A 12557-nucleotide genomic window follows, 5' to 3' on the forward strand; every position below is an offset into this window, starting at 1 on the left:
CCTTGTCCGACATCCACGCTAGACATCAACAGCCGCCGATCGAAGATCTGTTGTCCAGAAATTCCAGGTGGACAGCGAATAGACATCGGTTAGGCACGAAAGGACGGCGTTCGGCGCCGCTCAGGGCCTCGTTCAGGCGGGAGCCGCCGGGAACACTTCATCTTCGCCCCGGCAAGACAGCGGCCCTGCGAGGCCGAGTCTCCGCCGTGGTTACGCAAGTCAGGCAGCCCAGGAGGCCCGCTCATGGCAGCGCACCACCAGCTCGCGTTCACCGTCGCCCGCACGGCAGCCGCCGCCCAGCAGGCACGACACCACGTCGTCGCCGGCATCCGTTCTTGGGGCATACGGCTCGACGAGGAGGCACTGGACGGAATCGAGCTGGCGGCTGGTGAGCTGATTACCAACGCCGTGCGCCACACCACGTCGGGGCTGGTCACCGTCAGTGTCTGCCAGGAGGGGCCTGTGCTTGTGGTCGAGGTGCATGACGCTACAAAGGTGCTGCCGCGGCCGGAGCCCTTGAGCGGTAGTTCCGAGTCCGGGCGCGGCCTGTATCTCGTATCCGTGCTCGCCGACCGCCACGGTGCTGATCTGACTGCGACGGGCAAGCGCTGCTGGGCGGAGTTCGATCTGCCCAGCAGTGCGGGTGATCGAAGGGCGGATCGGGGCAGCAGTCGCGATCAGCAACTGCTCTCCGGCCACGCCGCCGAAGTGGCTGATCGAGCGGCGACGAGGGTTCGCCCATCGGCAGCGGGCTCGTCATCGAACACCCGCACGAGGGCCAGGCGTCGGACCGCGGCCCCAGCAGCCGATAGGTCCCGTGTCGGCCAGCTGCTCGACTGAATAACGCTGATTCGACGGCAAGTTGGGGGGCCTAGACTCGTGGGCTTCCCCAGGACACCGGCCGATCACGGTCGACCACGGGACAAACAGTCCCCGGCCCTCTACCGGGCCGGCCCCACGAGTCAGCTTCTGTGCCAAGTGGAGGTTTTCGTAATGCCCGAGAAGGTCACGAAGGAAAAGGTCCTCGTCTACGTCGTGCGCGACGGGCGCCTGCTGGTGTTCCGCCACACCGACTACTCCTACGAGGAGGTCGGCATCCAGGTCCCCGCGGGCAGCATCCGCCCAGGTGAGACCCCGGAGGCCGCCGCCCTGCGCGAAGCCCGCGAGGAGACCGGCCTGTCGGACTTCAAGATCGTCCGCAAGCTCGGCGAGACCGCGTACGACATCAGCCCGTACCGGTTCGAGATCCAGCACCGGCACGTATTCCACCTGGAGCTCACCGAGCCGACCCCGGAGCGGTGGATGAGCCAGGAGGACCACGACGGCGAGCAGGAGCCGACTCACTTCGAGTGCTTCTGGATCCCGCTGGAGGCCGCGCACATTCTCCAGTCCGGCCAGGGCGCCCTGCTGGGGCGCCTGTCCGACTAGCCAGTCATCCGGTCACGGCAGCATAGGAGGGGGCAGCCGATGAACCTCAGCACAGAACAACGCCACACGATCGACGGGCTCTACCGGAGCCTGAACGCCGATGACACTGGCACCGCGGTGTCGGTCATCGTCAAGACGCGCGGCGAGACGTGCGACATCGACTGCCTCTACTGCTACGAGAAACGTAAGGAGGCCCCTGGGGGTGCCAGGGTAAGCGCCGACCAGATCAGGCGCCTGGCCGACATCTTCAAGGGCCGCAAGCTCGCCGTCGAACTCCACGGCGGCGAGCCCCTGACGGCCGGGCGTGAGCACATCGGCGAGATCCTCGCTGAGCTGGCCAGCCTGCCGCAGGTCGTCCGCGTCAGCCTGCAGACCAACGGTGTCCTGCTCGACGCCGACTGGCTCGACATGTTCGACACCCTCTGCCCTGACCTCCAGATCGGTATCTCCCTCGACGGTGACGCCCAGGGCAACGCCTGGCGCGTCGGCTACGACGGCAAGCCCGTGTATCCGCGCGTCGCCGCCGCCCTGAACCTGCTCGCGGAGCGGGGCCGGAGCGTCGGCGTGATCGCCGCGGTGACCCCGGCGGTGCTGGACCGCGCCGAAGAGGTGCTGGACCACCTCGCCGGCTTCGGTTCGGTCAACGCGATCAGCTTCGTACCCTGCTTCGACTCCACGATCCGCCGCTCCACGGCCCTGCCGAGCAGACGCAAATCGGCCAGCCGACTGCTTCAACAGGCTGCCGTGAACGCGGCCGATGGCCCGGCCTGGGCGATCCATCCCGACGAGTACGCCCAGTTCGTCCTTGCCGCCACCGCCCATTGGATCACCGCCGGGCACTTCGCCCGCATCAAGCTCGAACCGGCCGTCTCCACGATCCGGCGATTACGGGGTCTGCCGACAGGGTTCTGCCACTTCTCCGACCTCAAGTGCGACCACGTCTTCACCCTCTACCCCGATGGCCGCCTCGGCAGCTGCGACGAACTGCCCTGGCCACAGGCCCGCCTCACCCAACTGGAGTCCACAGCCGACGAGCACGAGGTGGTCCGCGCCCAGCAGGACTTGTTCCTCCTGAATCAGGGCAAAGCCCTGATGGACAAGTGCACGACCTGCGACTACCGCACCACCTGCGGCGGAGGGTGCATCGCCACCCGCTGGCGCCAGGACCCGGCCAACGATCGCGACGCGTACTGCGACTACCGCATGCGGATGATCGACGGCGTCGCCGCACTGCTGGCCCAGCCCGCGCACCCCGCCGGCACCTGGTGCCAGACCCTGCGCTGGCGCCCGCGCACCCCGAACAGCATGCGCGACGTGAACGCCTTCCTGACCAGCTGGGATGCTCGCGACCTCGCCCACGGCGCGGTGAGGCTGCACACCAGCGAGCACGGCAACATCAACACCGTGGGCCTCGCCGGTATCCACGAGGCCGACGATCTGACCCCAGCCCACCCGATGTGGCAGGCGGCCATCGAACCCGGCGTCTGGCCGTTGGTCGACACGGTCACCCGAGCCTGGGGGCTGGTCACGTACGACAGCTGCCAGGGCCACCAGTACACCGGCGTGGACCTGGCCCCAACGGGTCTGCGCATCGGGCTCCTCCCCCGCGACCGCCAGGAGTACGCCCGCGCTGCTGCGGCACTGTGCCGGGCTGCCACCTTCGCAAGATCCCTCCTCCCCGCAGGCATCGAGGTCAACGTCGGTCGCTCGGAGCTCACCTGCGAGATCACGGGCACCACCACCCCGGTCCTCGACCTGAGCTTGGACCCCGGCTCCGGTCAAGGGTGGGACGGCTACTTCGCCCGCCTGAACGAGGCCACCGCTGTGTTGGCCGCAGCCCTCGACGCCGAGCGCCCCAAGGCCGAATCCGCGTGCGTCTGCCCGCTGCCGGTGTCGCCGCAAGCCCCCGAGGGGGTGCTGCGATGAAGCCCGGCGACGCGGTCACCCTCCACCAGCTCCTGGGACGCATCGCCTACTTCCACACCCTGTTCATCGAACCCGCCCTCTCCTCCAGCAAGCAGCCCAGAGCGGGCGAGTCCTGCTGCAACCACAAGAACACCGCGGGATACCGACAGCCAGACGTCGGGACCGTGCTGGCCAGGACCGCTTGGGCAGTCCTCGACGAGATCGCGACCACCCTCGGCGAGCATCTCCGCCTCTGCCCGGAATCCGACCACCGGTGCTGCGCGACCTGCCGCATCGCAGCCTCCGGCGCCGCCATCGCCCAGGCGTGGACAGTCACCGAACACCGCTCGTACGGCTTGCCGCTGCCTCCGGACCCCCTCGTACGGGCCTGCGGCACCACGGCCGCAACCCGTCTCGCCCTCGTCTTCACCCAGCAGCACGGGGCCTCGTGCGGCGCCCTGGCCCAGGCCGAGACAGCTGACGCCGGCCTACTTCCCGACAGCGGCGACTTGCCGTTGACCGGAGAGCTCCTCGCCCTATGGCAGGACCCGCTGGCTACCACCCGCAGCCCGGTCGTCAGCTGGCTCAACCACTGCACGGACCTGAACGACATCCACCGCGTGCTCCAGCAAGGGGGAACCACGAAGTGATCCACATAGCCGAGACCGTCGGCGTCGGAAGCATCGAGAACTTCCTCAGCGACGCCGAGCGGACCCACCTCGCCGACCTGATGAACGACGTCCTGACCAGCGGCGGCACCAGCCGCTTCGGTGACGAGCGCCGTACCTCCATCCATGAAATCCCCGGCCACAGCCCCGAACAGGCCATGGCCGTCTACGAGCCCGCCGGACGCGTCGAGATCCCCTCGATCCCCCCGGCCGCCGAGAAGCTCCTGGGCGACGCCTTCGAACGCGCTCGCCCGGCGCTCGCCCGCGTCATGCCCGCGATCACCCTCTGCCGGCCGTGGACATACGTCGAGTACGGCGTAGGCCAGCACATCACCAGCCACCTCGACGGCATCGCCCCCGACCCGCTCGCCTGGCCCCGCCAGATCGCCGGCATCAGCGTCGTGATCACCCAGGCCGACGCCGGAGGCGACTTCTACGTCGAGACCGCCTCCAGCGACCGCCTGTGGAACGGTAAGGCCCCCGACGCCGCTCCGAACGGTTACGCGGAGGGCATGTGGCTGACCTACGACGGAGCCGACAACTCCGCGACCTGGTTCCAGCAGATGCCCCGAACCCGCTGGAGCGTCGCCCCAGCGCCCGGTACCGCCCTGCTATACGGCTCCCAGCTCGCGCACGGAACCCTTCCGGTCACCGCGGGCCGGGTCGCCAAGTTCATCAGCTGGCTCATCGCCGAGCCCACCACGGCGGGGTGAGCACGTGCTCCTGGCCCTGGAAGGCATAGCCGGCGCCGGAAAGAGCACCCTCCGCGACCGGCTCCTGGCCGCCGCCCACGCCGAGGGCATCCCCCTCAGTCACATCGGCCAGTTCTCCTGGCTCTCCCACCCGGCCACTCGCACGCTGATCCGCCTGCGGGCCGGGCACGGCGGAGACGAGCAGGAGGCCATCGAGGCCGCCGCCCAGGACCTGGCCCTGCACTCCCGCTTCAACATCGCCGTCGCCCTCACCGAGGGCCCGGTCCTCGCCGACCGGCTCACCCTCTCCACCGCCTGCCTGCTCGCCCTGCTCCACGGGCAGCCCGTCGACGCGTACGTCGAGCGCCTCGCCGAGCAAACCCGGGCCCGACCGCAGCTGACCGTTCTGCTGACCACCGATCCCGCCATCTGCCACGCCCGCATCATGCGACGTGCCACAAAGCGGCGCTTCACCGAACAGGCCGAGGCCGCCACCCGGCTGGCCGCTCTCTACAACGAGGCCGTAGACGCCTGGACCAAGGCCACCGGTCTTCCCGTGCTGAAGCACGCCTGCACGACCTATGCCGACCTCGAAGCCCTGGTCGACGCCTGCATGGAGGACCTCCGCTCGGCCGACAGCCCCGCGGCCCCGCACAAGGAAGCGAGCCGATGAACCTGCACTCGATGCATCCCGCAGCCTGGGTACTCGATCAGCTCCGCACGGACGGCTGGCACATCAGCGACCTCCTCGCGTTCACGCGAGCCAGCACCCTCGTCAGAGCGAACCGCCCCGGCCAGGAGGATGTCGTGCTGAAGGCGGGCTTCGGCAGCAACCACGTCCTGGCCGAGCTCGACCCCAGTGAGAAGCCCGCCGCGTACGGCTTCTACTGGTACGCGCAGATGACCGAGACCGAACGCGCTCTCACCCGTGAAGACTTTCGCCACGAAGCGGAGCTGACCGCCGCCGCAGGAGCAACTGATCACATCGTCCCGCTGCTGGAACATGGCAGCTCGGAGCGATTCGACTGGTACACCATGCCGCACTGCGACGGCGGGAACTTCCGGGCCTTCATGACCTCGTCAAAGGACACCGGGAAGGGCCTCAGCATCCTCACCGACGTCGCCGACGGCCTGGACAATCTGCACCAGCGCGGGATCGTCCACCGCGACGTCTACCAGGAGAACATCCTCATCGACCAGGACCGGGGCCTGATCACCGACCTCGGAGCCGCCCGCCGCCGGTCCACCCCGCGCGGGCCTGAACACCGCGGCCCCGAGGTCCACTGGCCGCCGGAATACCTCACCGGCTACCACGAAGCCACCCCTGCAGCCGACGTGTTCAGCCTCGCCGTCCTCGTCTACCGCTACCTGTGCGGGGACATCCCCCGCCTGGCCGGCCGCATGAACCTGCCCCTCATCCCGGAGCCCCTGCGCGGCGTCGTGACCGCCGCACTCTCCGACGACGCGGACGACCGCCCCTCTATGGACGACCTGCGCACCGCGCTCCGCACCGCGGCCGACCTGCAGCTGCGCTGACCAACACGAGGGAGCCCCTCATGCCCAGGGCGAGATCTCCGCCCCGAATCCGGCCCCAAAGCCGAGCAAGTGGAACAAGCCGAAGCCAACGAGACCGAAAGGCGGAACACCCCATGAACCAGGACCGCATCGCCGACTTCCTCGCCAACGTCGAGGACCTGCGCGGCGAGGACGAGACCGTCCGTACCACCGCCCACACCTCCAGCGTCTCGGCCGAGGGCTGGCCGGCGGCCGAGGCGGAGACCACCACCGCCTGAACACCCACAGCCGCCCGGCGCTCTGAGCGCCGCCGGTGAACACACCTGGGGCCGGGCTACCAGCACCTGCGGCCCGGCCCCAGACCCAGACCCACCACCGAACAGGAGAGCCGCCTCGTGCACACCCTCGCCGACCTCTTCGGCCTCCCGCCGATCGACCGCCTGCACCACGAGCGGACGCAGCGCATCCACGCGCTCATCCGCCCCGAAGCCCAGCCGCCTCAGTCCAGCACCAGTACTGCGGCCGACTACTGCCTGGCCCATCACGCCCTCGAAGGAGCCGAAGCAGCCGCCCACGCCGGCGATGCCTCGACCTTCGACTGGTACGTCGCCCATCCCGACGCTGGGGCCACCACCAGCTCCATCCCTACCGCGGTCGGCACACGCATGGTCGTGGCACCCGCACTCGCCGACCTGCCCCGATCCGCGATCTCCGAGACCCCCTACTACGTCCTGGGCCCCGGTACCGAGCCGGCCCAGCCCCACCTGCTCAGCCTCGCGGCCGACGCGTACGCCAGCGCCGCACGAGCGGGCTTCCGCGATCTACTCGCCTCGCACGCCGTCGTCCTGTGCCTGCTGCGGACCAAGAGCCTCGGCGAGATCCTCGACAGCTGGACCATCAGCCGCCTGCCCGGCACGGTCTTCATGGACCACGTCGACGACCCGGTCATCCTGGCCCGCGACCTCATCCACGAGGCCGGACACAACTGGCTGAACGACGCCCTCGCGGCAACGGGAAGCAAGATCAGCGACGCCGCGCACTTCCACTCCCCGTGGAAGCAGACAACACGGCCGGCGTTCGGCTTCCTCCACGCCTGCTGGGCGTTCCCGCTCACTATGCTGTTCACCGCGCACGCGCTGAACAGCACCAAGGGAGACCTTCACCGGTTCCTAGCTGCCTACCTCGACCAGCAACGAAGCCTCCTCGCCGACACCGCACCCGACCATGCCCGCGCTCTGGAGCTGATCAGCGATGACGGACTCCGCCACCGCCTCGCTGCCGCCCACCACCAGGCCCTCGCCCTGTGAACGCGGCCCGCAACGAGGAGCCCGGCCTGTCCCTGCTGGTCCACCGGTCAGGCGAAGAGCCCGCTCTGCTGCACACCGGTCTGGCCAGCCTCGAACACGGACTGCCCATTGGACCGGACACCACCTTCAACGTCGGCTCGGTCGCGAAGCAGATCACCGCCCACCTGATCCTGCTCGCCGCGCATGACGATCTCCTGCGCCTGGACCAGCAGGCCGCGGACCTGCTGCCCCGACTCAAGATCAGCGATGTCACTGTCGCGGACCTGGTCACCCACCGTTCGGGCATACGCGATGCCGAGTCCCTGCTCTCCCTCGCCGGCTTCCGGGACCTCGACCACTACACGGCCGACGACCTGCGAACCCTCGCTTACCGGCAGGACCAGCGCGCCGTCCCCGAAGGCCGCTTCCTCTACAGCAACACCAACTACCTCCTCCTGGCAGAGATCCTCGAAACGGTCCACCGCACCACGCTGCCCGACCTCGCCCGGCACCGCATTTTCGGCCCGCTCGGCATGGACGCCACCCACTTCAAGAGCGACCCCCACCAGGTCATCCCCGGATCCGCATCCGCCTACCAGGCCACTCACCACGGCTGGCAGCACACGGAAACGCCGGTCACCCTGCCCGGACCCGGCACCCTATGGACCACCGTCGGCGACCTCGACTGCTGGCTCACCCGCCTCCACCAGCGCTGGCAGCACCCCCACCAACTCCCCTGGCAGGAAGCTGTCGACTACGAGCCCAGCGACCACGAGCCCTATCTCTACGGCCCCGGGCTCTACGCCGACGCCCGCCCCGGCCGCACTGCCGTCTTCCACTACGGCCACGAACAGGGCTTCTCCGCCGCTGCCCACGTGGAAGCGTCAGGGCTACGCGTGGTCTCCCTGTCCAACAATGCCGAGCTCTCGGCCGACCGCATCAGCGCCGCCATCCTCCGGGACCTCCACAAGCAGCCGATGCTGGCCCCTAAGGAAGTCCTCCTCCGCACCGCGACCCTGGCGCAAACCCCGAGTACTGCCGTACGAGACCAGCCCACACTCAACGACTACGTCCAGCGGACAGAGCTCGGTACCTTCACCTGCACCCAGGCCCCCGGCAGCCTGCGACTCACCCGCAGCGCCGGCGCCCTCCACCTGTGGCGCCGAGGAACAAGGGACCAGCTCACCCCGACGGGGCCGGGCATCTACACCGGCAATGGCTACACCCTCACCGTGTCCAGCAGCACGGACCAGGTCGACCGCTTCACCCTCGACCTCGACCGCGCCCCAGGACTCACGTACATCCGCCAGTAGCCACCCACCACGAACCTACTTCCCGCCCCCGCCTCACCGGCTGGCAGAAGATCGAACCGGAGACTCCCGATGTCTGACCACATGGTGATTCCTGGGGTGGCCTCGTTCGCCAGCAACGGTCTGCCCGCGCCCGCCCAGACCGACGACGGAAACCCATGGATCGACGGCGTCTGCTGGCTGTACTGCGGACAACGCTGGACCCGCGTCTTATGGATAGGACCCGCGAGCATCGCGGGCATGCAGGCCCCGATGTTCGCGTGCAGCCCCTGCATCGCCGAACTCCACGAGCGGGTGTGGCGATCAGTCCGCCTCAGAGACGGGCCCGCAGTTCCCCGCCCACGCCCTCAGCGAGCCTGTGTCGAGCCCAGTCACCCCGCCTAAGGCCGTCACCCAACCGAAGGTGAGTGCCTGCGTTCACGAACAGACGAAACGCAGGCACTCACCGATCGAAATCAACGCCCCCATGGGCGCTGCACGGTCCCTCTAGTGCTGTGGCCCGACCTGCGAGATGGCAGCGACCTTGAGGAACCTCTTGCCGCCATCCCCATCCGGAAGGTGCAGGGCGGGCGGCTCATCCTGCGCAGCGAACGGGTCCACCCTCTGCGGGCAGAGCTGGGCGAAGTCGCAAGCCCCACACTTCCTCCCTGAAGCACGCTGAGGGAAGTCCCCCTCCATGATCCGATCGACCGCCCATTCCACGTTGGCGACCGCTGCGTCCACCGCTACGCCGTCGACCGGGACCGACACTCGCTGACCGTCCTTGAGGAGGTGCACTGCACCAGTCCGCGCGTTCAACCCGTGGACCAGATCCGCACCACGAGCGTAGAGCTGCACCTGCAGGGAGAGGTCCTCCCAGTTCAGATCGGGGTTGTTAACCGGTTCGGGGCCACCCTTCATGGTCTTGAAGTCGACCACTGAGGCCTCACGGATCTTGTCCGAGTCATCGAGGCTCAGCAGCAGGTCGATGGCCCCAGAGATCACCGCACGATTCACGGGGACCTCGAAGGGCAGCTCAATCTGGCGCTTACGCTCGAAGTCCTTGGCGTACTTGTCCGCGTAGTCGGACACGATGTCCGCCGACTTCTGCTGAGCCCGCTCGTACGCGCCGGGACGGTTGACCGGGTCGGAGCTTGGGGCGACGTGCTTGAGGTGGAACATCTCCTCGGCCACGAGCCTCGCCTCAACAGGGCTGGGCGCCTGGTCCTTGTAGAGCTGGTGCAGCTTCCCCACCGCGGCATGGACCGCACGCCCGAAGCCGAAGAGCTCTGGAACGGGTGGTGCGAAACCGTGCACCACGCTGAGCTTGTAGGCGTGCGGGCATCGCATGTAGGTGTGGATCTCGGAGTAGGTGGTCGGCAGCACCGACTCGTCTCCGCGCCTGCGCGGAATCGCCGGCGGGGGCATCACGCGGGGCGGCGCGGACGGATCAAGGAGATCGTCACGGATCTCTGTGTGCGACAGCAGAGCCGTGTACGGGGAGACCTTCGCCGGGCGCCTGCCGCCGGGCAGCCATTCGGAGCCGGTGACGTAGAGAAAGCGTTCGGCGCGAGTGACCGCGGTGTAGAACAGGCGCGCCTGATCCGGCCTGTCCGTTTGGTAGCTACCGTTGGTGATCGCCCGCTGCACAAGGGCGGCAGGGATCCAGCCGTCGTAGGATCGGCGCTTCCCCGGGAAGCGACCAGCCTCGACGTCCACAACGAACACGACGGGGAACTCGAGGCCCTTGGCCTTGTGGATGGTGGAGACGGTTACGGCATCCGGGCGTGCCATCATCTGGTTGTCGGTCTCGTACCCATCGCCGGCGACGTTCTGCAGGAAGTTGAGGAGCTCACCGAACCGGCCCTTGCCGTCGATCGATACGTAGACCGACTCGAAGTCCGTGAGGATCTTGCTGAAGGTCCCCAGGTCCGCCATGACACCGTCGCCGAACCCGCTAGAGGCGACACCTAGGGCCTCCAACAGGTCATGCAGCAGCTGCTGCGGAAAGAGCCGCTGTCGGGGGATGCCGGGCCCCACAGGGGCGTGGATGCGACGGCCCCAGTCGGCGAAGACCTTCCGGAGGCGGTTGAGATCGGCACACGGGAACGCTGCAGAGAGCTCGGAGTGGAACAGACCGTCCGCCTGGGTGCGGTCGGGGGACCCATCGCGCAACAGCTCGAAGGAACTCCGAACCGCTGCCGGCTGAACCCGGTCGAAGAGTTGACCTCCGGCATTGAGCGCGTACTCGATACCCCGTGCGTCAAGGGCCCGGATGAACGCCGTGTGCCGCTTGGTACCGTCGCCCTCGGGCTGGTTCGTCGAGCGCATCAGGATCGCGAAGTCGGCGGGGGTCAGCCCTCGTACGGTGCCATCCGGTTCCTCGTAGGCGGTACCGAGCAGCTCCTTGATCCGGTCGCCGACGAAGGCCGCTTCCTCGACACGATTGGAAAATCGCAGCACGGCGACCTCCCGGGGGTCACGGTCCACTGCTGCGGTCAGCTGCTTCGGCAACCGCGTTGCACCCAGCTCCTGGGCAGCGAAACCACCAGCAGCCTCGACGATGGCCGACGTGGAGCGGAAGTTGGTCAGCAGCTTATACACCGCCGCGTTCGGATACCGCTGGTCGAACTCCAAGATGTTAGTGATGTCTGCGCCCCGCCACCCGTAGATCGCCTGGTCGTCGTCACCCACGACGAACAGAGTCTCGGAGTCCCGATGCATGAGTTCGATCAGTCGTTCTTGAACGACGTTCACGTCCTGGTACTCGTCCACCAGCACATGCCGCAGAGGCCCGAGTGCCTGGCCCACTCCAGGGTCATCGCCTTCGAGCGCCTCAACCACAAGCCGCTGCATGAGCGAGAAGTCGATGAAGTTGTCATGCTCCATCTGACCTCGCAGCCGGTCCAGGGTCTCACCCAAGGCACCGTCCTCAGCTGCGATCTGCGCCGGATCGAGCAGCTCGTCGTTCATCATCTGCCAGGCGCGGCTGACCTGCATGAGCGTCTCGAAGTATCCGCGCCGGTTGCCTGCGTTGGTGAGGCGCTGGTCTCGCAGGGGATTGATGTTGAGCTTCGGGTAGCGAGAGATCAGATAGACCTGGAACTGCATCGCGTCCAGCACGTCGAACTGTCGGTACTTCGCATCCATGTCACCGAGTACACGACGACACCAGGCATGGATCGTTCCGATGTACATCCCACCCACGAGGAGCGGGTCCATGCCGCACACCTTGAGCGCGGTTGCCACGCGATTCTTGATCGTCTCCGCTGCCTTGTCCGAGAAGGTGAAGGCCACCACCGACTCCGGAGCGGCGCCAGAGGCCACCAGGAACGCCACTCGAGCAGCAAGCGTCCGCGACTTACCCGACCCAGCGCCGGCGAGCGCGAGAATCTCGGCGTCCGCAGCGATCGCAGCCGGGAGCTGATCGGGGGTGAGCCACTCACCGAGCGCCTGCTTCACATCCATCTGCGCACTCCACTTCCTGACGGACAACCAGTCACACGTCACATTGCCAGGTGGGTCTGACAATCGCCCTCGAAGTGAGAATCCACTGGACAGAAGCGAGCGGGCTGCCGGCGCCGTCCGCAGATTCCGACCACGACTCCATCCCCTCCCGCCCCAGGAGCCACCTCGACGCCAAGGCCTTGAACAGCACCAGGTTCGGCGAGCTGCGCGGACAGCGGAGGACTTTGCAGGAGAGCGACGGGCTGCCCGGCGGCGCGCTGCTGGTAGGTGCGGAAGGGGCTGCCGCGCGCGTCGTCCAGCCCGTCA

11 protein-coding genes are annotated in these 12557 nt (G+C 67.9%); 10 read left to right on the top strand and 1 reads right to left on the bottom strand.

What is annotated here, in order from left to right; translation table 11 throughout:
• Positions 1-243: 243 nt before the first annotated feature.
• The 10 genes from DRB96_RS12350 to DRB96_RS12390 all read left to right on the top strand — a co-directional run bounded on the left by DRB96_RS12350 (position 244) and on the right by DRB96_RS12390 (position 8807).
• Positions 244-840: an ATP-binding protein gene (locus tag DRB96_RS12350; protein WP_112448498.1), complete on the top strand. Its 597-nt coding sequence runs from the start codon at positions 244-246 to the stop codon at positions 838-840.
• A 153-nt stretch (positions 841-993) separates the two neighbouring features.
• Entirely contained in the window at positions 994-1428 is a 435-nt protein-coding gene (locus DRB96_RS12355; RefSeq protein WP_112448499.1) for an NUDIX domain-containing protein, read from the top strand.
• 39 nt (positions 1429-1467) lie between these two features.
• Complete coding sequence (locus tag DRB96_RS12360) at positions 1468-3354, top strand: radical SAM protein (RefSeq protein WP_112448500.1); 1887 nt, start codon at positions 1468-1470, stop codon at positions 3352-3354.
• Entirely contained in the window at positions 3351-3983 is a 633-nt protein-coding gene (locus tag DRB96_RS12365) for a hypothetical protein (protein ID WP_112448501.1), read from the top strand. Before DRB96_RS12360 ends, DRB96_RS12365 begins: the two co-directional genes overlap by 4 nt.
• Positions 3980-4714: a hypothetical protein gene (locus DRB96_RS12370; RefSeq protein ID WP_112448502.1), complete on the top strand. Its 735-nt coding sequence runs from the start codon at positions 3980-3982 to the stop codon at positions 4712-4714. Before DRB96_RS12365 ends, DRB96_RS12370 begins: the two co-directional genes overlap by 4 nt.
• A gap of 4 nt (positions 4715-4718) precedes the next feature.
• The gene (locus DRB96_RS12375; RefSeq protein WP_112448503.1) at positions 4719-5366 is read left to right on the top strand and encodes a hypothetical protein; all 648 of its coding nucleotides are present in this window, start codon (positions 4719-4721) and stop codon (positions 5364-5366) included.
• The gene (locus DRB96_RS12380) at positions 5363-6229 is read left to right on the top strand and encodes a protein kinase (RefSeq protein ID WP_112448504.1); all 867 of its coding nucleotides are present in this window, start codon (positions 5363-5365) and stop codon (positions 6227-6229) included. Before DRB96_RS12375 ends, DRB96_RS12380 begins: the two co-directional genes overlap by 4 nt.
• A 113-nt stretch (positions 6230-6342) precedes the next feature.
• On the top strand, positions 6343-6486 hold the full coding sequence (locus DRB96_RS43740; protein ID WP_167347301.1) for a hypothetical protein: 144 nt from the start codon (positions 6343-6345) through the stop codon (positions 6484-6486).
• Positions 6487-6603: 117 nt separating this feature from the next.
• A complete protein-coding gene (locus DRB96_RS12385; protein WP_112448505.1) occupies positions 6604-7515 on the top strand; it encodes an HEXXH motif-containing putative peptide modification protein in 912 nt (303 codons plus the stop codon).
• Complete coding sequence (locus DRB96_RS12390) at positions 7512-8807, top strand: serine hydrolase domain-containing protein (RefSeq protein ID WP_112448506.1); 1296 nt, start codon at positions 7512-7514, stop codon at positions 8805-8807. The genes DRB96_RS12385 and DRB96_RS12390 overlap by 4 nt, the downstream gene beginning before the upstream one ends.
• A 483-nt stretch (positions 8808-9290) precedes the next feature.
• On the opposite strand, the gene DRB96_RS12400 is transcribed toward DRB96_RS12390, so the two are convergent.
• Positions 9291-12251 carry an ATP-dependent DNA helicase gene (locus tag DRB96_RS12400; RefSeq protein ID WP_112448507.1) on the bottom strand — a complete coding sequence of 987 codons (2961 nt, stop codon included), beginning with the start codon at positions 12249-12251 and terminating at the stop codon, positions 9291-9293.
• Between the last annotated feature and the right edge of the window lie 306 nt (positions 12252-12557).

Source organism: Streptomyces sp. ICC1 (assembly GCF_003287935.1).
Lineage (GTDB): Bacteria > Actinomycetota > Actinomycetes > Streptomycetales > Streptomycetaceae > Streptomyces > Streptomyces tritrimontium.